This window comes from Streptomyces sp. NBC_00388 (assembly GCF_036061255.1).
GTDB lineage: Bacteria > Actinomycetota > Actinomycetes > Streptomycetales > Streptomycetaceae > Streptomyces.
The window spans coordinates 2,955,664-2,974,613 of sequence record NZ_CP107948.1 but is presented as its reverse complement, the minus strand read 5'-3'; the positions used below and the strand labels follow the sequence as shown (position 1 = coordinate 2,974,613).

Here is an 18,950-nt window from a genome sequence, read left to right as displayed (position 1 = left end):
GGGGAGACCGCACCGGGATCCACGCTCCGTGCGCTTCCTCGCACACGGGGCCCGGCCGCTAGGTCATTCACTGTCCACGCGGCCGGGAGGACCGACCGTGCACAGAAGAAGGGGGTCTTTGCCGCACCATGGCAGGCCAAAGAGCCCCAAGTACTGCTACAGGCGTCTCGCCACCATAAAGAGGCAGCTGCGGCATTTGAAAGGGGTTGAGACATGGATCACAGGCGAACGCCGGAACCAGCCACCGTATTCGAAGGTAGCAACGCGTGTGGCCACCCAGACTCGCAGCCCTTCACCGTCACCTCACGAGCACGACCCGTCGCGGTCTACCATCACCCTCATGACCCGTGTACTGCTCGCCGAGGACGACGCATCCATCTCGGAGCCGCTGGCCCGCGCACTGCGTCGGGAGGGTTACGAGGTCGAGGTGCGCGAGGACGGACCGACCGCGCTCGACGCCGGCCTTCAAGGAGGGATCGACCTGGTCGTCCTGGACCTGGGCCTGCCCGGTATGGACGGTCTTGAGGTCGCCAGGCGGCTGCGCGCCGACGGGCACACCGTGCCCGTCCTGGTGCTCACCGCCCGCGCCGACGAGGTCGACACGGTGGTCGGCCTGGACGCCGGCGCCGACGACTACGTCACCAAGCCCTTCCGGCTCGCCGAACTGCTGGCGCGGGTACGGGCCCTGCTGCGGCGCGGCGCCGCCGACACCGCCCCGCAGCCCGCCACCCACGGCGTACGGATCGACGTCGAGTCGCACCGCGCGTGGATGGGCGACGAGGAACTCCAGCTCACGGCAAAGGAGTTCGACCTGCTGCGGGTGCTGGTCAGGGACGCCGGCCGGGTCGTCACCCGGGACCAGCTGATGCGTGAGGTCTGGGACACCACCTGGTGGTCCTCCACCAAGACGCTCGACATGCACATCTCGTGGCTGCGCAAGAAGCTCGGCGACGACGCGGCGAACCCGCGCTACATCGCCACCGTGCGGGGTGTCGGCTTCCGCTTCGAGAAGAGCTGAGGCCCGCCGCCCGGGCTGTCCCTCCCGGGCGGCCCGGACGGCACTGACCCGTCCCCGGGGGCGCCGACTGCGACACTTGCCGCATGCGCCGCCGACTCATCAACTCCACGCTCGCCGTCGTACTCGTCGTGATCGCCGTCTTCGGCGTCTCGCTCGTCATTGTCGAGACGCGCACCATCAGCAGCAGCGCCCAGGAGAGCGTGGACTCCGAGGCGCTGCGCCTCGCGAGCATCGTCGAGAGCCGCATCGTCGGCGACGAACGGGTCACCGAGTCGGTCCTGCACGACCAGGTCGACGCCGACCGCTACGCCGTGATCAAGATCCCCGGCCGGGAGACCATCAGGCTCGGCACCGAGCCGCAGGGCGCCGTCATCCGGGGCAAGGCGTCCGGCGCGGACGGCGAGGAGGTCTCGGTCGAGGAGGCGGGCTCCACCGTCACCCGCGAAGTGGGCCGCACCCTGCTCATCATCGGCGCGGTGGCGCTCCTCGCGATCGTCTCGGCCGTGCTCCTCGCCGTACGCCAGGCCAACAAGCTCACCTCGCCGCTCACCGACCTCGCCGAGACCGCCGAACGCCTCGGCTCCGGCGACCCGCGTCCCCGGCACAAGCGGTACGCGGTGCCCGAGCTCGACCGGGTCGCCGATGTGCTGGACGCGTCGGCCGAGCGGATCACACGGATGCTGACCGCCGAGCGGAGGCTGGCCGCCGACGCCTCGCACCAGCTGCGCACACCGCTCACCGCGCTCTCCATGCGGCTGGAGGAGATCACCCTCACCGAGGACCTGGACACGGTGAAGGAGGAGGCCACCATCGCGCTCACCCAGGTCGAACGGCTGACGGACGTCGTGGAGCGGCTGCTGACCAATTCACGGGACCCGCGCACCGGCTCGGCCGTCACCTTCGATCTGGACGAGGTCGTCACCCAGCAGCTCCAGGAGTGGCGCCCGGCCTACCGCAGCGCGGGGCGCGCCATCGTACGGTCGGGGAAGCGCGGGCTGCGGGCCATCGGCACACCCGGCGCGGTGGCCCAGGTGATGGCGGCCCTGATCGAGAACTCGCTGATGCACGGAGGCGGCACCGTCGCGGTCCGTACGAGGGTCACCGGCACCCAGACGGTCGTCGAGGTGACGGACGAGGGTCCTGGTGTGCCGCCCGACCTCGGGGCGCGGATCTTCGAGCGGACCATCAGCGGCCGCAACTCCACCGGTATCGGCCTCGCCGTGGCCCGTGACCTCGCGGAGGCGGACGGCGGGCGGCTCGAAATGCTCCAGCAGCACCCGCCGGTCTTCGCGCTCTTCCTGAGCCGGGTCTCGAAGAACCCGCCGGCGCAGAGCGGCCCGCAGGACCAGGAGGACCCGAAGCCGACGATCCGGTGACCGGCCGCGCTTCCCCCCCCGGGGCTACTTCTGGTGGGCGACCAGCGGCTCGGGGGCCGGGGCCCGCTCCGGCAGCGTCCGGAACACCCAGGTGCGGTAGGACCAGAAGCGGAAGAGCGTGGCGACGGCGATACCGAGGAACTTGAAGAAGTTGCTCTGCAGCGGGGAGTTCCAGTCGGCGCCGTACGTCGCCGCGTAGAGGATCCCGTTCTCGATGACCGCCCCGGCCAGGCTGAACAGCAGGAAGAGCCCCATCTCCCGGCCCCTGCCGCTCTTCTCGCGGTCCCGGTAGGCGAAGTAGCGCAGCCCGACGTAGTTGAAGACCACCGCGATGACGGTCGCCAGCAGACTGGCCCGCACCACCGGCAGCGAGGTCGCGTGGCGGAGCAGGTTGAACGCCACCATGTTGACCAGCAGGCCCAGCGCACCCACCGCGCCGAATTTGGCCACCTCGCGCCAGAGGCGCTGCACGCGCGTCCGCATCCCGCCGGAATCGCTCATGGTGGTCGGTAGCCCCGTTCGGTCGGTTGAGTCAACGCGACCATGCTAGCCAGTGCTCCGTTCGGGTGTCCGGTCAAGGCCGTGACGTGCTGGCATGCGGCCCCTGGGCCTGCGGATACCCTGGGGTACGTGACGTTCCCCGTAGTCGGCATGGTCGGTGGCGGACAGCTCGCCCGGATGACCCACGAGGCGGGTATCCCCCTCGGCCTCAGATTCAAGCTGCTCAGTGACACCCCGCAGGACTCGGCTGCCCAGGTGGTCAGCGATGTCGTCATCGGCGACTACCGCGACCTGGACACGCTGCGCGCCTTCGCGCGCGGCTGCGACGTGATCACCTTCGACCACGAGCATGTGCCCGCCGCGCATCTTCGTGCCCTGCAGGCGGAGGGCATCCCCGTCCGGCCGGGCCCGGACGCGCTGGTGCACGCCCAGGACAAGGGGGTGATGCGCGAGAGACTCACCGCGATCGGCGCACCCTGCCCCCGCCACCGCATCGTCGCCGACCCGGCCGACGCGGTCGCCTTCGCCGACGAGGTGGGCGGCTTCCCCGTCATCCTCAAGACGGTCCGGGGCGGCTACGACGGCAAGGGCGTCTGGTTCGTACGCTCCCTCGCGGACGCCGAGGCCCCCTTCAAGGCGGGCGTCCCGGTGCTGGCCGAGGAGAAGGTCGACTTCGTACGGGAGCTGGCTGCGAACGTCGTACGCTCCCCGCACGGCCAGGCCGTCGCCTACCCGGTGGTGGAGTCCCGGCAGGTCGACGGGGTCTGCGACACCGTGATCGCCCCCGCGCCCGGCATCGGCGAGGAGCTCGCGGGCGAGGCCCAGCAGCTCGCGCTGCGGATCGCCGCCGAGCTGGACGTGACCGGACACCTCGCGGTCGAGCTCTTCGAGGTCCGCGGGGCGGACGGCAGGCCGGGCATCCTCGTCAACGAGCTGGCGATGCGCCCGCACAACTCCGGCCACTGGACCCAGGACGGCGCGATCACCTCGCAGTTCGCCAACCATGTGCGGGCGGTCCTGGACCTGCCGCTGGGCGACCCGCGACCGCGCGCCCGCTGGACGGTCATGTGCAACGTCCTGGGCGGCGACTACCCCGACATGTACCAGGCCTATCTCCACTGCATGGCCCGCGACCCCCAGCTCAAGATCCACATGTACGGCAAGGACGTGAAGCCGGGGCGCAAGGTCGGCCACGTCAACACCTACGGCGACGACCTCGACGAGACGCTGGAGCGCGCCCGTCATGCCGCCGGATACCTGCGAGGGACGATCACCGAATGACCTCTCCGTCAGCTTCTGCGGCCGCCGCCGGCCCCGTGATCGGCATCGTGATGGGATCGGACTCCGACTGGCCCGTCATGGAGGCCGCGGCCAAGGCCCTGGACGAGTTCGGGGTGGCGTACGAGGTGGACGTCGTCTCCGCCCACCGGATGCCGCGCGAGATGATCGCGTACGGCGAGCAGGCGGACGGCCGGGGGCTGCGGGCGATCATCGCGGGCGCCGGGGGCGCGGCCCATCTGCCGGGCATGCTGGCCTCGGTCAGCCCGCTGCCGGTCATCGGCGTCCCGGTGCCGCTGAAGTACCTGGACGGCATGGACTCGCTGCTCTCCATCGTGCAGATGCCGGCCGGGGTCCCCGTGGCGACCGTCTCGGTGGGCGGCGCACGCAACGCGGGCCTGCTCGCCGTCCGCATCCTGGCCGCTTCCGACCCGGAACTGCAGGACAGGATGCGGGAGTTCCAGCAGAAGCTGAACGACGAGGCAACGGAGAAGGGCACCCGGCTGCGCGCCAGGGCGGCGGGCGCGGAGACCTTCGGATTCGGAAAGTAGGCGGTCCCATGAGCAATCACCTCACCGAAGCGCTGGACCTGCTCGCCGAGTACCCGGTCGTGGACGGCCACAACGACCTGCCCTGGGCGCTGCGCGAGAACGTCCGGTACGACCTCGACGCGCTGGACATCGCCCGTGACCAGACGGGTCATCTCCACACCGACCTGCACCGGCTGCGCAAGGGCGGCGTCGGCGCGCAGTTCTGGTCGGTCTACGTCCGCAGTGACATGGCCGGCGAGGACGCGGTCAGCGCCACGCTGGAGCAGATCGACGCCGTGGACCAGCTGCTGACCCGCTACCCGGGCGACCTGGTCCGCGCACTGACCGCCGACGACATGGAGAAGGCCAGGGGGCAGGGCCGGATCGCCTCGCTGATGGGGGCCGAGGGCGGGCACTCCATCAACAACTCACTGGGTACCCTGCGCGCCCTGCACCGGCTGGGCGTGCGGTACATGACGCTCACGCACAACGACAACATCGCCTGGGCGGACTCCGCCACCGACGTCGTGAAGGCCCACGGGCTGACCGCCTTCGGCCACGAGGTCGTCCGGGAGATGAACCGCACCGGCATGCTCGTCGACCTCTCGCACGTGGCGGCCTCCACGATGCGCGACGCCCTGGGGACCTCCGTGGCGCCGGTGATCTTCTCGCACTCGTCGTCCCGTGCGGTCTGCGACCACCCGCGCAACATCCCGGACGACGTCCTCGCGCAGCTCCCGGCGAACGGCGGCATCGCGATGGCCACCTTCGTCCCCAAGTTCATCCTCCCCGAGGCGGTCGCCTGGACGGCGCGCGCGGACGAGAACATGCGCACCCACGGGCTGCACCACCTGAACACCACGCCCGCGGGGCTGAAGGTCCAGCGGGCCTTCGAGGAGGCGCACCCGCGCCCGATGGCCACCGCGTCGACGGTCGCCGACCATCTCGACCACATGCGCGAGGTGGCAGGCGTCGACCACATCGGCATCGGTGGTGACTACGACGGCACGGCCTTCACCCCGGCGGGCCTGGAGGACGTGGCGGGCTACCCGAATCTGATCGGTGAGCTGATCGGGCGCGGCTGGTCGAAGCCTGACCTGTCCAAGCTGACCTGGCTCAACGCGGTACGGGTGCTGCGCGACGCGGAGGACGTGGCCCGCGGGCTCCAGTCCGAGCGCGGCCCGTCCCACGCGACCCTGGCCGGGCTCGACGGCTGAGACGGCCCTCGCGGGGCCCGGCAGCCGGGAAGGCTGCCGGGCCCCGCGGCGTCTCCCACCGGCTCCGGCCGCCCCTGGCAGGCTCAGCGGCCGGAGCTCAGGCCCGCGGGCGCCCCATCGCCCGGTACACCCAGCCGGCTTCCCGCCAGGCCACCGCGTCCAGGGCGTTGCGGCCGTCCAGCAGTATCCGCTCGGAGGCCACCGCCCCCAGCGCCGCCGGGTCGAGCTCGCGGAACTCGCGCCACTCCGTGAGGTGCAGGACGACGTCCGCCCCGCGCACCGCGTCCAGCGCGGTCTCCGCGTAGCCGAGCGTCGGGAAGAGGCGCCGGGCGTTCTCCATGCCCTTGGGGTCGTAGACCGTGACCTGGCCGCCCTGGAGGTGGATCTGGCCGGCGACGTTCAGCGCGGGGGAGTCCCGTACGTCGTCGGAGTCCGGCTTGAAGGTCGCGCCGAGCACCGCGACGCGCTTGCCCAGGAAGGAGCTGCCGCCCACGGCCTCCCGCGCCAGCTCCACCATGTGACCGCGGCGCCGCATGTTGATCGAGTCGACCTCGCGGAGGAAGGTCAGCGCCTGGTCGGCGCCGAGCTCGCCGGCGCGGGCCATGAAGGCCCTGATGTCCTTGGGCAGGCAGCCGCCACCGAAGCCGATCCCGGCCCGCAGGAACTTGCTGCCGATGCGTTCGTCGTGCCCGAGCGCCTCGGCCAGCTTGGCGACGTCGCCGTCCGCTGCCTCGCAGACCTCGGCCATCGCGTTGATGAAGGAGATCTTCGTGGCGAGGAAGGAGTTCGCTGCGGTCTTCACCAGCTCGGCCGTGGGGAAGTCGGTCACCACGAACGGCGACCCCTCGCTCACCGGCCCGGCGTACACCTCGCGCAGCAGCTTCTCGGCCCGCTCGCTCTCCACACCGACGACGATCCGGTCGGGGTGCAGGGTGTCCTTGACGGCGAAGCCCTCGCGCAGGAACTCGGGATTCCACGCCAGCTCCACGCCTTCCCCCGCGGGCGCCAGCTCGCGGAGCACCCCGGCGAGCCGGGCCGCGCTGCCGACCGGCACGGTCGACTTCCCGACGACCAGCGCGTCCCGCTTGAGGTGCGGGGCGAGCCAGCGGAAGGCGTTGTCGACGTACGACATGTCACAGGCGTATTCGCCGTGCTTCTGCGGGGTGTTGCAGCACACGAAGTGGACGTCGCCGAACTCGCCCGCCTCCTCCCACGAGGTGGTGAAGCGCAGCCGTCCTGTCGCTCCCTCGATCCCCGCGACGTGGCGCTGCAGGATCTCCTCAAGACCGGGCTCGTACATGGGGACGCGCCCTTGCGAGAGCATCTCGATCTTCTCGGGGACGATGTCGAGGCCGAGCACATCGAATCCCAGCTCAGCCATGGCCGCGGCGTGGGTGGCACCGAGATAGCCGGTACCGATCACGGTGATTTTCAGGGCCATCGGGAAGCTCCAGGGGGCATACGGGATCGGGTGCGCGCCCGAGCATAGTCGGGCTGTTCGGTGCCCGGCTCTGCCCCTGTCGCCAACCTCACGTATCCCTGGGGGCGAGCAGCCCCTAAAATTGGGTTACTTAACGGTAGTTAGCATCTTGGGGAGTGAGTGACCTTGGCAGGTTCGCCCGATTTCGACCTGTACCGCCCGGCCGAAGAGCACGACATGCTCCGCGACTCGGTCCGTGCCCTGGCCGAGGCGAAGATCGCACCCTTCGCCGCCGCGGTCGACGAGGAGGCCCGCTTCCCGCAGGAGGCCCTGGACGCGCTGACCGCCGCCGACCTGCACGCCGTCCACGTGCCCGAGGAGTACGGCGGCGCCGGTGCCGACGCGCTCGCCATGGTCATCGTCATCGAGGAGGTGGCCCGCGTCTGCGCGTCCTCCTCCCTGATCCCGGCCGTGAACAAGCTGGGCTCGCTCCCGGTGATCCTCTCGGGCTCCGAGGAGCTCAAGAAGAAGTACATGAGCCGGCTGGCCAGGGGCGAGGGCATGTTCTCGTACTGCCTGAGCGAGCCCGACGCCGGTTCGGACGCGGCGGGCATGAAGACCAGGGCCGTGCGCGACGGCGACTTCTGGGTGCTCAACGGTGTGAAGCGCTGGATCACCAACGCGGGCGTCTCCGAGTTCTACACGGTCATGGCCGTGACCGACCCCACCAAGCGCTCCAAGGGCATCAGCGCCTTCGTGGTCGAGAAGTCGGACGAGGGCGTCTCCTTCGGCGCTCCGGAGAAGAAGCTCGGCATCAAGGGCTCCCCGACCCGCGAGGTCTACCTCGACAACGTCCGGATCCCCGCCGACCGCATGATCGGCGAGGAGGGCACGGGCTTCGCCACGGCGATGAAGACCCTGGACCACACGCGCATCACGATCGCCGCCCAGGCCATCGGCATCGCGCAGGGCGCCCTCGACTACGCCAAGGGCTACGTCCAGGAGCGCAAGCAGTTCGGCAAGCCGATCGGCGACTTCCAGGGCATCCAGTTCATGCTCGCGGACATGGCGATGAAGCTCGAAGCGGCCCGCCAGCTCACCTACTCGGCCGCCGCGAAGTCGGAGCGCCTCGACGGCGACCTGACGTTCTTCGGCGCGGCAGCGAAGTGCTTCGCGTCTGACGTCGCGATGGAGGTCACGACGGACGCCGTCCAGCTCCTCGGCGGGTACGGCTACACGCGCGACTACCCGGTGGAGCGCATGATGCGCGACGCGAAGATCACTCAGATTTATGAAGGCACGAATCAGGTTCAGCGCATCGTGATGGCGAGGAACCTGCCGTAACTGGGTTTTCGCAGGTCAGCGGCCGTTTTCGATGGCTCGCGGGCCGTGATCGGCTTCCTGTCCGTTCGGGACCGTTTCGGGCCGATCATGGGCGTCATGCTGGGGAAATCCTGGGCTGGCGCTGGGCGGGAAACCGCCCCTCACCTGCATAAACACAACGACCCCCGGCTCTCTGCCGGGGGTCGTTCGCATGGGCTCCCGCAGGCGACTTCCGCCTGTCCTTCGGTGGGGTCGTCCCCCGCGCTCCGGACCGCGCTTCATGTCCTGGACGTGTCCCTGGGCCGCTTCCTGGCCACGCACACCACGTCCGGGATTACGTCCGGAGCGAGCATGGTCAATCACTTGTGGGGCCAGCAGGAGGCCACGGCGGAGACGGAACATGGCCGGGACGTACGGCGTTGGTGGTCGAAGAGGAGTGGTCGGAAGTGCTCCGCAGGGTCAAGCTGGATGCGTCGTTCACGACCAGACTCCGGGCCGCGTGGGACGGCGCCACGCTCCGGAGCACGACGAAGGAAGTACGCGACCCGGCCATGGTGCTGCACTGCCACGTCACGCCCTCCGACTGGTCCAAGTACGTGGGTGAGTCAGAGGCGGCGGGTGGCTCGTACAACCGCATCCTGCCGTTCCTGCTCGGGTCGGTTCCGATGCTCGACGACGATCGCGTGAGCCTGCCGAAGGTCGACGGTCGGGAGCTGTCTGACGCCTACGCGTGGGCGACCGCCCGCCCGCGTGTGATCACGCTCGCCGAGGACGCCCGGCCACTGTGGCGGATCGTGCGGCGGTACGCGCGCATCCTGGGGGAGACCCTGCCCGAGGGACAGGCCGTGTTCATTGAACGGACCGCAGAGCAGACGCTCAGGGTCGCGGCCTGCCTGGCCGCCTCCGAATGCTCCGAGACCATCACGGACGGAATGCGGTCAGCCGCCTTCACGCTGGTTCGCCGGTCTGTCCAGGACGCTGTCCGGATCACCAAGGGAGCGACCGCACCGAAGATGAAGCGGCAGGCGCTCAGCCTCGCCGACAAGGTCCGTGCCCGGATTGAACTGCACGGTGGCCGGGCCACCTCCTCGCAGGTGCTCCCATACGTGGGGGCGTCGGCCGCTGAGGTCAAGGAACTGCCCGAAATAGTCGTCACCGTGGAACGGGAAGGAAAGGCCGGTCGGCCGAGGACTCTTTTCGCGCTCCGCGGTGACACTCCCGTTCACGCAGAGCAGCCGCAGACGGCTCCGGAGACGATGCCGGCCGCTCCGGAGCGTGAGCAGAACCGGTCCACGGTCGTACAGCTGGACTCCTACCGTTCAGCACCCGCGCACGCCCCCGAATCGAAGCGCTCGGAACCGCTCGCTGCCAACCCCTTCCGCGTGTTGCTCTGAACGCTCGAACAGACCGAAGAACACCCCCGCCAGTTCCTGCGGGGGTGTTCGCATGTCCAGGAGATCAGCGTTTTACGCTGCATACGATCAGGGTTCCGATGTGTCCCTCGGTGGGAGCGTCCAGGACGGTTGCGTCGATGTCCTGGAAGCCACTCTTGGCGAGAAGCGCGGACCACTTGCGGGGTGTGTAGCTGTACCGGTAGGTGAACATGGCCTTGCCCGCGAAGCCGCCTTTGTACATGCCCTGGGGGCCGTAGGCCCCTGGGATGGCCGGAGGTTGGGAGAAGACCAACGTGCCACCAGGGTTGAGCCGCTTGGCGATCAGCGGGAAGAGCTTCACCGGGTCGGTGAACCAAACCGCGCCGAAGATTGAGTAGATGGCGTCGTACGTCTCCGTGCTCGTCGCGAGGTGCTCAAGCACTTCCGTACAAATGAACTCCGCCCCCGTAGGCCCCCAGCGTTCGGTCAGGTGCTTGACGGCGACCGGAGACAGGTCCAAGCCCGTGACCTTGACTCCCTGGTTCAGGAGGAACGCCAATGCTCGCCCGGTACCGCAGCCGATTTCCAGTGCCGTTCTTGGTGAACCCAGGAGTTCAGGCCCTGGGCCGTGTCCGGCGTACTGCGTCCAGCAGAGCACCGGTTCAGCCTCCAGGGCCTTGTCCTTTGTGTTCTCGGCGAAGGTGTCCCAGAGTTCGCGTTCAGAGTCGATGTTGTGCTGAGCGGGCAACTGTCGTCCTCAGTTCCACGTTGGTTCGGTGCCCCGCCCTGGGGAGGGCGGGGCACCCCGTACAGGACGCGGCTAGTGGCTGTCGGGCACCTTGTTGTCGCACGGCGAGCACTCCGCCGCGTCCATGTCCCACAGCTCATCGTCTACGGCGAATCCGTTGTCCCGCAGGATGTCGGCCGTCCGCGTCACGGTGCCGTCGCAGCGCCGCTGGATCAGGGGAGCGTGGTGCTTGTACTGGCCGCTGTTGTATTCGTCGCACAGGGCGAAGTACAGCGGAGTGTCCAGGATCAGGGCGTGAACGGCCACGTCCACCGTGTAGCCGACGCCCATGTCCACGCCCTTCCGCTCCATGGCGGTGATCGTGTAGGCGATGGCCTGGCCCAGCAGCCGTTCGGCGGTGTTACGGGTCATGACGCTGTTGTCGCGAAGCAGGAGAGCGATTTCTCGATCCCACAGCGTCGGTTCGGTGTCGGTGATCAGGTGGGGCACTCGATAGGCCAGTGCGTTGAGGATGATCTGTGGCTCACGGGTGCGGGTCTGAACGGCTGTGCTCATTGTGCGTGCCTCCAGGGAGAAGGGTTGCGTGGAGCGTGCGGGCCGGCCAGTTGTGTTCAGACGCTGTCCCGGATGCGGCGCTCGCTCTCGGGAGCGCATGGGTTGTCCGCGTGAACGGGGCAGCGACACAGCGGGAAGCGGTTCGACGCGGAAGGCTCTGAAGCGGGTGCCACCTCATGTTTTGGAACCCGCTCTGTGATGCCGTCCCTCGTCACTCGATAGACCGCGATGGTCATCGCCATGCTTGCCTCCGGCTGTCAACTGGCTGTGCCAAGAACGGTAGGAAGAGGGGCAGCCAGGCAGGGCGGATGTTGCATGGTGTTGTAAGTCTTCATTCCTCGGTAGCGTCGAGGGCCTTCCTGATCAAGGCTTTGGCATGCGAGCCGTACACAGCGGCTCGTGCCATCTGAGCGAACGCGCTCAGGTACACGTCGATCTCGGCTCGATTCGTCACCCGGACCATGGCGGTCAGGGTTTCCACCTGAACTTCGCGATCATCGAATGCGTAGAAGGATTCGATGGGCCATACCGGGCGGCGTGACATGTGGGGGATGATTCCGAAAGCCAAGTTGGGGCGCCCGATGACGGACATGAAGTGTTCCAGTTGTTGCGCATGCTGCGGAGGGGCGGTCATCGGCATGTACAGGGCCGATTCTTCGATGAGGACGGACACTTGATTGCCCCGCAGAGTGGCGGCCGAGCGCTCCAGACGCGCCTGTACGGCGTCCTCAACGTCGTCGGGAAGACTCCTGAAGCGACGGATCTTACGGAGAATGCCCCGCGCGTACGCCTCCGTCTGGAGCATCCCGGGGAGGACCCCGCAGCTATATACCCGGAAGGAACGCGTCTCCTGGTAGATGCCGCTGCGTTGGGCCTTGCTGAGGCCGCCCTTCAGGTACTGGGTCCACTGGACGTACAGGGTCTTGGCCGTGCGCGTGGTCTCTATCAGTGCTTCAGCTTCTTCGGGCCTTCCGCATGCCGTGCACCATGCGCGGATGTCGGCAGGCTTGGGGATCGTCTTCCGGTGCGTGATCCGGTGAGTCTTGGAACGGTCCCAGCCGCACAGAGCGGCCAGCCGGGTCCCCGATAGATCGGCGTCTTCCATCATGCGAGTAAGCCGGTCGGCAACTGCCTTATGGGCCTCTTCAGCCGTCGACAGAGGTGAGGTCATGGACTGGCCGCTGTTCTGTTAGACGTTGTACTTGTTGTGCGGGACAGCTCGCTCCCAAACCGCCTCGAACATGTCAGCACACCGTGCCGCTACGCCCGCGTCTTCTGTGAAGTCCGTGTGCATCCAACGGCCGTCACCGTCAAAGACGTTGAACTGGACTAGCTTGCCGTCGAAGAGCCAGAAGTCGTTCCCGGGCAACAGCAGGTCGGATGCCTGCCGACGCGGCAGCCACCGGACGTCCTCCCCGCAAGCGACGTTGCCATACGTGACGTTGTGCTCCCACTTGATGTAATCCGAGGCTGGCTCACCCACCACCCTCGCGCGGCGCACCGTCACACCTCGGGCGGTGATGTTCTGGATGAGGCCGTGCCAGTCATCGCGCCACCACGACGAACGGTCGTCCCAGTCCTTGCGCTCCCCTGCTAGCCAGGCGTCGAAGGCGGGGTGTTCCCCGGGGACGGCATACGCGTCGCGGGTCTCAAGGTGGACTGCTGAGTGCTCACACTGCCTGAGCAGCTTGGCGAACTCAGCCAGACTCTGCGACACGGATAGCCTCCTTGAGAAGCGGGATCATCCTCGGTTCCAGAACGATCAGCGTCTCATCCTCGGCTCGCGGCGAGTCGGCCACCGTCCGAGCCTTAACGTCTCCCCCAGCTCGCCGCCCCTGTACGAGTAGCCGTCGGTCGTCATCCACCCAAACCGCCGGGCACCCGTTCACGTCGGACTCGGGATCTTTGCCGATGAAGGTGTAACCCATGGTGCGCCCTCCTGCTACGTGCGTTGCACTGCGTTGCAGTCTGTTACATGACCCTCACCCTTTGGGTTGATGAGGTCAAGAGGGCGGCTGTCGGGTCCGCGAGCACGACGGGGCCCGCGCCCGTCATCGCAGCATCCTGACCAGCGGATGGTCCCGCGTGATCATGGGGAAATGCTGGGGGAGACCTCCTGGAAGGAGGTGTTCGTGCAGGTCAAAGCGCTAAAGCCTGTAAAGCACCCAGCTCTACGAGGGTACGAACCAGGTGCAGCGGATCGTGATGGCACGCAACCTGCCGTAACCGCCACCGGTCCGTCCGACACGGGATCCAACAAGAGGGAGCCCCGGCCGTGTGCCGGCGGGGCTCCCTCCGCGCTGTCCGCAGGCGCGGCAGGGCGGGCATGGCAGGGCGGGCTCGGCCGGGAAACGTACAGGTATACGGCAGCACCTGCCCAAGGGGGCCGTTTTCCGCATTTCCCCCGCCCGGTCGTCGTTCCCCTCCGCACACTGGCGCCATGGAGGATCAGAAACAGCAGGCCCCGTCGCCGGAGGGGTTCTTCATCAACGTGCAGCGCCGGGACGACCCGGTCTCCGAGGTCACCGAGCTCGACGCGGTGGCCTCGGCGCGCGCGTACGGCGAGATCGTGGTGCGGGGGCCGCTCTTCGGCTTCGCCGCGCAGCGGCGCGGTGAGCGCCCCCGGTGGGGGCTGCTCGGCGGGATGGACACCGGGTACCCGCAGGACGCCCGGGACGAGCTGAACTCGTTCCTCTGGCTCAAGGCGAAGGACGGGACCGACAACCACCTGGAACGGCGCGAACTGCTCGCAGCGGTGGCCACTCTGGAGACCGAACCGGTGAACGCCGTGTCCGCCTGGGGCACGTGCTACCGCATCGTGCGCGCCGACGAGTTCGCCAGGATCGGCGGGGGCCGCTTGGAGCCGCCCAGGCCCACCGATGTCGACACCGGCGGATGGGACGGGCCGCAGGTCCGCCCGGCGTCGCGCGCCGACGGTTTCGTGATCGACCACGGGGCCGCGGTCGGGCTGACCGAGGGCCTGGACCGGGCCGGCCTGCAATCGCTGGCGTACACCTCACGGCGCTTCCCGCCCGATGTCCTGGCGGACTCCCGGCGCGCGGTGACGACCCACCCCGGCCTCGTGCTGCTGCCGGCCGCATTCCGGGTCATGGAGCACAAGGGCGACGCCTGGTCGATGGTGGGCGAACAGCACGGCACACCGCAGGAGGCGCGGCGGTCCCTGGTCCGGTACCTGACCGAGTTGCTGCCGGTCTCCGGCGGGACCGGCGAAGGGGACGCCGGGGTGTACGCACGGGCCGCCGAGCGGTTCGCCCGGCAGCGCAGACCCGATGAACTCCGGGTGCGGGGGCGCTGCTTCCAGATCGTCCGGGTGGAGCGCATGATGCGCATCGGCCCCGACGGACCCGAGACCCCGCGACGGTCGGACACGGACATCCAGGGGCCCGTCAGGATCCGCCCCGCGATGGACGAGTGGGGCAACCTGACCCACGGCGGCCCGCACCCGGACCGGTGAGCGGGCTGATCCGTAGACTCGGCCGAATGGTCCATGACACCTCGTCCGCCCGCCCGGTCGTGCTTCCGGCGGATCCCGGCTGGCAGGCGCGCGGCCGGGTCATCGCCGGTGGTCTCTCCGGCGCGCTCGGCCCAGCCGCGCTGCGGATCGAGCACATCGGCTCAACCGCGATTCCCGGTATGGCGGCCAAGCCGGTCTTCGACCTCCAGGTGAGCGTCGGCGACCTGGCCGCCGCGGCGGCGTTGTTCGAGGGGCCGCTGGCGGAGCTGGGGTTCCGGCGCTCGCCGTACGAACGCGACCACGTACCGGCCGGCTCCGGCGACGATCCCGCCCGCTGGGGCAAGCGGATGTGGTGGCTGCGGCCGGAGGACGGTGCGGGTGAGGCCGTCAACCTCCACGCAAGGGTGGCCGGTTCGCCCAACGAGCGGCTGGCGCTGCTGTTCCGTGACTGGTTCCGGGCGCATCCCGGCGCGGTGCCCGCCTACGCCGCGTTCAAGCGGACGCTGGCCGGGGCGGTCCCGGACGTCGGGACGTACGCCGATGTGAAGGACCCGGTGGTCGACCTGGTGGTCACGGTCGCCGAGCCGTGGGCGGCGGAGACCGGCTGGCGCCCGTAGGAGCACGCGAAGGACCCCCGGAGCCCGGCTCCGGGGGCCCTTCGCGGGACGCGCGGGGTCAGTTGCCCGAGACCGTCACGGTGTCGTCGTCCTTGAGCTCCTGCACCAGCTGCTTCATCTTGGTCTTGTCCCAGACCAGGTTGCCGCCGGTGGAGCCGGAGATCGGCATGTTCATCTGCTTGCCGTCACCGCCGGACACGCCCTTCATGGCCCAGAACATGGACGCCAGGTTCCACAGGCTCATGTCCTTGTCCACGATCACCGTGTCCAGGCCCGAGCCCATCACCGGGTAGAGCTTGAAGGGGTTCAGGACGGTGGACGGGGTGGCCGTCTGGGAGGCCAGGGCCGACAGGAACTTCTGCTGGTTCTTCGTGCGCTGGAGGTCGCTGGCCGCGAAGGCGTGCCGGGTACGGACGAAGGCCAGGGCCTGGCTGCCGTTGAGGGTCTGCTTCCCCGCCGGGAAGTCGGCGCCGGAGTCCTTGTCCTTGAACGCCTGCGGGATGTCCAGCTGCACACCGCCGACCGCGTCCACGATGCTCGCGAAGCCGTCGAAGCCGATCTCCGCGTAGTGGTCGATGTGCAGACCGGTGTTGTACTCGATCGTGCGCACCAGCAGCTCCGGGCCGTCCTCCGCGTACGCGGCGTTCAGCTTCGTCTGACGGCCGGTGTTCGGGTACAGCTTGCCGGAGTCGGAGCCCTTGTACGAGGGGATCGTGACGTTCGAGTCGCGGGGGAGCGAGACCATGGTGTTCCCGTGGTCACCGACGTGCAGGATGATCATGGAGTCGGTGCGCTTGCCCTCGGCGGAGCCGGTGTGCAGCTTCTTCTTGTCGGCCGCTGACATGCCGTCGCGGCTGTCCGAGCCGACGATCAGGTAGTTCGTGCCCTTGCCGGTGCCGGGACGGTCGATGACCTTGGCCAGGTCGACCTCGCGCCGCAGCTTCCCGTCGGCCCAGAAGTACGTGCCGATGGAGACGCCGAGGATCGCGACGACCAGGACCAGCGCGCCGATCTTGATGCGCCGGCGCCAGTTCGGCGGGGTGCCGGGACGCGTCGTGGGGCGCGGGCCGCCGGTGCCCTGGCCGCCCCCCTGGCCCTGGCGGCTCCCGGGCCCGCTGGGTCCGCCCTGCCCGTAGACCTGGCCCGTGTTGTAGCCACTGTCGTACGGGGCGTCGTAGCCCTCGTCGTACCCCTGGCCCTGCTGCTGTCCGCCGTACTGCCGCTGGGCAGGTGGAGTCGAACGCTGCACGTGCCGCATGACCCGAGCGCTCTCGGGCTGCGCGTTCTCACTGCCGCGTCCGTAACGGTCCCTGTCGTCCATGTGGACCAGTGTGCCGCCACGGTGCGTATGTATTACAGGGCGGGTGTGGAATCGGGTCAGTGCTGTTGCAGAGCTGATGCAAAGTGCCGTGGCGGAGGCCGCGCCTAAGCTGGCACGTATGACTGATCTTCCGGGCAAGCCCACCTCGGCCTCACGAACCACCCTGAGTCACATCATGACGGGCAACGACACCAACCTCCTCGGTACCGTGCACGGTGGCGTGATCATGAAACTGGTGGACGACGCGGCGGGCGCCGTGGCCGGGCGGCACTCCGGCGGGCCCGCGGTCACCGCGTCGATGGACGAGATGGTCTTCCTCGAACCGGTACGCGTCGGGGACCTGGTCCATGTGAAGGCCCAGGTCAACTGGACGGGCCGGTCGTCGATGGAGGTCGGCGTGCGGGTCCTTGCCGAGCGGTGGAACGAGTCGTCACCGGCCCAGCAGGTCGGCAGCGCCTACCTCGTCTTCGCCGCGGTCGACGCCGACGGCAAGCCCCGGGCCGTGCCCCCGGTGGTCCCCGGCAGCGAGCGCGACAAGCGGCGTTACCAGGAGGCCCAGATCCGCCGCACCCACCGGCTGGCCAGGCGCCGCGCGATCAAGGAGCTCAGGGAGCAGCGGATCGCCGACGGCATCGACGACTGAGCCGACGGCATCGACGAACGAGCGGCGGGACCGGCAGCGTGGACCGGGGCGGCAGCGCGGGCCCGGTCCCTACTTGCAGACCACCTGGTCGCCCGTGACCGCCGCGAACCTGCCCGGATCCGGCTCGTCCGCCCGCACCGGCGTCACCGTGGTGAAGTCCGTACCGAGCGTCAGCTTCAGCGTGGGGCCGATCCCCGCCACCGGGCGGAGCCGGGCGTGGGGGAGCGCCGCTGCCAGCGAACGCACCGAACGGTCCCACCGGGGGTCGTACTCGATGACCGTGTGCGCGGCGTCCGCGGCGCCCGGGGCCGTCACCGCGACCGAGGAGAGGAAGCCCGTGGCGCGGAGGCTCTTGTCCGCGCGGGCGGCCAGACCCGTGGTCGATGTGGCGTTGGCCACCTGCACCCTGATCCGGCCGGGGGGCACATCGACCTTCCGGCCCTTCGGCGCAGCAGCCCTGTGCGCGGCGATCGGCACGTCCTCGCGGATCTCCCTGAAGAGCTTCCCCGCTTTCGCCGTGTCCCATTTCACGGTCGAGCCGATACCCCTGACCCGGTAGTTCATCGTCCCGATGGGCACGGAGGTGAACTCCGACGACGCCGGCTCGAAGCCCCGCATGGCCTGCCCGAGGGAGAGCATCTCGTCCGGGCCGAAGCCCTTGTCCGCGCGGACCGAGTCGAAGACCGTGGACGCGACATCGCGGAACTTGACGGGGTTCAGCAGGACGCCGCTGCTGGTCGCCTTGGCGATGAGCGAGGCCATGAAGCGCTGCTGGCGCTGCATCCGGCCCAGGTCCGACGCCGCGTCGAGGTGCCGCGAACGCACGTACTGGAGCGCCCGGCCCCCGTCGAGCTTGCTGGTGCCCACGGGGAGGTCGAGCCCCGTGTACGAGTCCTTCAGCGGGCGGACGGTGCAGATGTCGACGCCGCCGAGCACGTCCACCGTCTTCATGAAGCTCGTGAAGTCGACCTCCAGATAGTGGTTGACCTGCACCCCGGTCATCTTCTCCACGGTCTCCACCGTGAGCTGGGGGCCGCCCTGCGCGTACGCCGCGTTCAGCCGGACCGGGTGGGCGCCGAAGCGCTGCCTGGTGGCGGGGTCGGTGTGCGCGGGCACCATCGCGTAACTGTCACGCGGCAGGCTCACGACGCTCACCCGTGAGTGGTCCGACGAGACATGGACGAGCATGATCGTGTCGGTGCAGTGACAGGGGGCCCCGCCCAGGTGGTACTTCTTCTTCTCCGCAGGTGTGATCTTGTCCCGGCCGTCGGTGCCGACGAGGAGCACGTTCATACCGCGGCCGGGTGCGGGGCGGTTCTTCATGTCCTTGAAGGGATCGATACGGCCGATGCCGTCCAGCTCGCCGATGAGGGCATGACCGATTCCACCGGCGCCCAGTACCAGGACGGACAGGGCGGTCGTGATGCGCATGCCCCAGCGGGGACGGCGCGCACGACGCGGCGGAGGCCTTCTGCGGCGGGGCGGGGACACGGGGGAAACTGGGACACCTCCGCGGAGGACGGGCAAGGGAAGCGGCCACGGTAGGCCGCTGTGA

19 protein-coding genes are annotated in these 18,950 nt (G+C 69.1%); 10 read left to right on the top strand and 9 right to left on the bottom strand.

Annotated elements, in window-relative coordinates; all coding sequences use genetic code 11:
- Window positions 1-340 precede the first annotated feature (340 nt).
- Both OG917_RS13435 and OG917_RS13430 read left to right on the top strand, forming a co-directional pair.
- Window positions 341-1,018: a response regulator transcription factor gene (locus OG917_RS13435; protein WP_328317821.1), complete on the top strand. Its 678-nt coding sequence runs from the start codon at window positions 341-343 to the stop codon at window positions 1,016-1,018.
- 83 nt (window positions 1,019-1,101) lie between these two features.
- Window positions 1,102-2,394 (top strand): ATP-binding protein, encoded by a 1,293-nt coding sequence (locus tag OG917_RS13430; protein ID WP_328317820.1) that lies wholly within the window; start codon window positions 1,102-1,104, stop codon window positions 2,392-2,394.
- Between the two features lie 24 nt (window positions 2,395-2,418).
- Here the strand turns inward: OG917_RS13430 and OG917_RS13425 are convergent, their stop codons facing one another.
- Window positions 2,419-2,895, bottom strand: coding sequence for a GtrA family protein (locus OG917_RS13425; protein ID WP_328317819.1), 477 nt, complete (start codon window positions 2,893-2,895; stop codon window positions 2,419-2,421).
- 129 nt (window positions 2,896-3,024) lie between these two features.
- Here OG917_RS13425 and OG917_RS13420 point away from each other — a divergent pair, with 129 nt between their 5' ends.
- From OG917_RS13420 to OG917_RS13410, 3 genes are read left to right on the top strand one after another with little or no spacing between them, the layout of a single operon-like run.
- Complete coding sequence (locus tag OG917_RS13420) at window positions 3,025-4,176, top strand: 5-(carboxyamino)imidazole ribonucleotide synthase (protein ID WP_328317818.1); 1,152 nt, start codon at window positions 3,025-3,027, stop codon at window positions 4,174-4,176.
- Complete coding sequence (gene purE, locus OG917_RS13415) at window positions 4,173-4,724, top strand: 5-(carboxyamino)imidazole ribonucleotide mutase (RefSeq protein ID WP_328317817.1); 552 nt, start codon at window positions 4,173-4,175, stop codon at window positions 4,722-4,724. Before OG917_RS13420 ends, purE begins: the two co-directional genes overlap by 4 nt.
- Before the next feature lie 8 nt (window positions 4,725-4,732).
- A complete protein-coding gene (locus OG917_RS13410; RefSeq protein WP_328317816.1) occupies window positions 4,733-5,920 on the top strand; it encodes a dipeptidase in 1,188 nt (395 codons plus the stop codon).
- 97 nt (window positions 5,921-6,017) lie between these two features.
- Here OG917_RS13410 and OG917_RS13405 read toward each other — a convergent pair whose 3' ends face one another.
- The gene (locus OG917_RS13405) at window positions 6,018-7,361 is read right to left on the bottom strand and encodes a UDP-glucose dehydrogenase family protein (RefSeq protein ID WP_328317815.1); all 1,344 of its coding nucleotides are present in this window, start codon (window positions 7,359-7,361) and stop codon (window positions 6,018-6,020) included.
- A 165-nt stretch (window positions 7,362-7,526) separates the two neighbouring features.
- Between OG917_RS13405 and OG917_RS13400 the strand changes: the two genes are divergently transcribed.
- Both OG917_RS13400 and OG917_RS13395 read left to right on the top strand, forming a co-directional pair.
- A complete protein-coding gene (locus OG917_RS13400) occupies window positions 7,527-8,684 on the top strand; it encodes an acyl-CoA dehydrogenase family protein (RefSeq protein WP_328317814.1) in 1,158 nt (385 codons plus the stop codon).
- A gap of 425 nt (window positions 8,685-9,109) precedes the next feature.
- The gene (locus OG917_RS13395) at window positions 9,110-10,057 is read left to right on the top strand and encodes a hypothetical protein (protein WP_328317813.1); all 948 of its coding nucleotides are present in this window, start codon (window positions 9,110-9,112) and stop codon (window positions 10,055-10,057) included.
- A 64-nt stretch (window positions 10,058-10,121) separates the two neighbouring features.
- On the opposite strand, the gene OG917_RS13390 is transcribed toward OG917_RS13395, so the two are convergent.
- From OG917_RS13390 to OG917_RS13370, 5 genes are all read right to left on the bottom strand, one after another.
- Entirely contained in the window at window positions 10,122-10,784 is a 663-nt protein-coding gene (locus tag OG917_RS13390) for a class I SAM-dependent methyltransferase (RefSeq protein WP_328317812.1), read from the bottom strand.
- Between the two features lie 72 nt (window positions 10,785-10,856).
- Window positions 10,857-11,339 (bottom strand): hypothetical protein, encoded by a 483-nt coding sequence (locus OG917_RS13385; RefSeq protein ID WP_328317811.1) that lies wholly within the window; start codon window positions 11,337-11,339, stop codon window positions 10,857-10,859.
- Between the two features lie 331 nt (window positions 11,340-11,670).
- On the bottom strand, window positions 11,671-12,510 hold the full coding sequence (locus tag OG917_RS13380; protein ID WP_328317810.1) for a DUF5753 domain-containing protein: 840 nt from the start codon (window positions 12,508-12,510) through the stop codon (window positions 11,671-11,673).
- A gap of 18 nt (window positions 12,511-12,528) precedes the next feature.
- Window positions 12,529-13,056, bottom strand: a complete 528-nt coding sequence (locus OG917_RS13375; RefSeq protein ID WP_328317809.1) for a DUF6879 family protein — start codon at window positions 13,054-13,056, stop codon at window positions 12,529-12,531.
- Window positions 13,037-13,267 carry a hypothetical protein gene (locus OG917_RS13370; protein ID WP_328317808.1) on the bottom strand — a complete coding sequence of 77 codons (231 nt, stop codon included), beginning with the start codon at window positions 13,265-13,267 and terminating at the stop codon, window positions 13,037-13,039. The genes OG917_RS13375 and OG917_RS13370 overlap by 20 nt, the downstream gene beginning before the upstream one ends.
- Before the next feature lie 512 nt (window positions 13,268-13,779).
- Between OG917_RS13370 and OG917_RS13365 the strand changes: the two genes are divergently transcribed.
- The gene (locus OG917_RS13365) at window positions 13,780-14,814 is read left to right on the top strand and encodes a DUF5954 family protein (protein WP_328317807.1); all 1,035 of its coding nucleotides are present in this window, start codon (window positions 13,780-13,782) and stop codon (window positions 14,812-14,814) included.
- Between the two features lie 26 nt (window positions 14,815-14,840).
- A complete protein-coding gene (locus OG917_RS13360) occupies window positions 14,841-15,431 on the top strand; it encodes a GrpB family protein (RefSeq protein ID WP_328317806.1) in 591 nt (196 codons plus the stop codon).
- 58 nt (window positions 15,432-15,489) lie between these two features.
- Here OG917_RS13360 and OG917_RS13355 read toward each other — a convergent pair whose 3' ends face one another.
- Complete coding sequence (locus OG917_RS13355) at window positions 15,490-16,752, bottom strand: LCP family protein (RefSeq protein ID WP_328317805.1); 1,263 nt, start codon at window positions 16,750-16,752, stop codon at window positions 15,490-15,492.
- A 118-nt stretch (window positions 16,753-16,870) separates the two neighbouring features.
- Between OG917_RS13355 and OG917_RS13350 the strand changes: the two genes are divergently transcribed.
- Window positions 16,871-17,395: an acyl-CoA thioesterase gene (locus OG917_RS13350; RefSeq protein ID WP_328317804.1), complete on the top strand. Its 525-nt coding sequence runs from the start codon at window positions 16,871-16,873 to the stop codon at window positions 17,393-17,395.
- A 69-nt stretch (window positions 17,396-17,464) separates the two neighbouring features.
- Here OG917_RS13350 and OG917_RS13345 read toward each other — a convergent pair whose 3' ends face one another.
- On the bottom strand, window positions 17,465-18,826 hold the full coding sequence (locus OG917_RS13345) for an LCP family protein (RefSeq protein ID WP_328317803.1): 1,362 nt from the start codon (window positions 18,824-18,826) through the stop codon (window positions 17,465-17,467).
- Window positions 18,827-18,950: the final 124 nt, after the last annotated feature.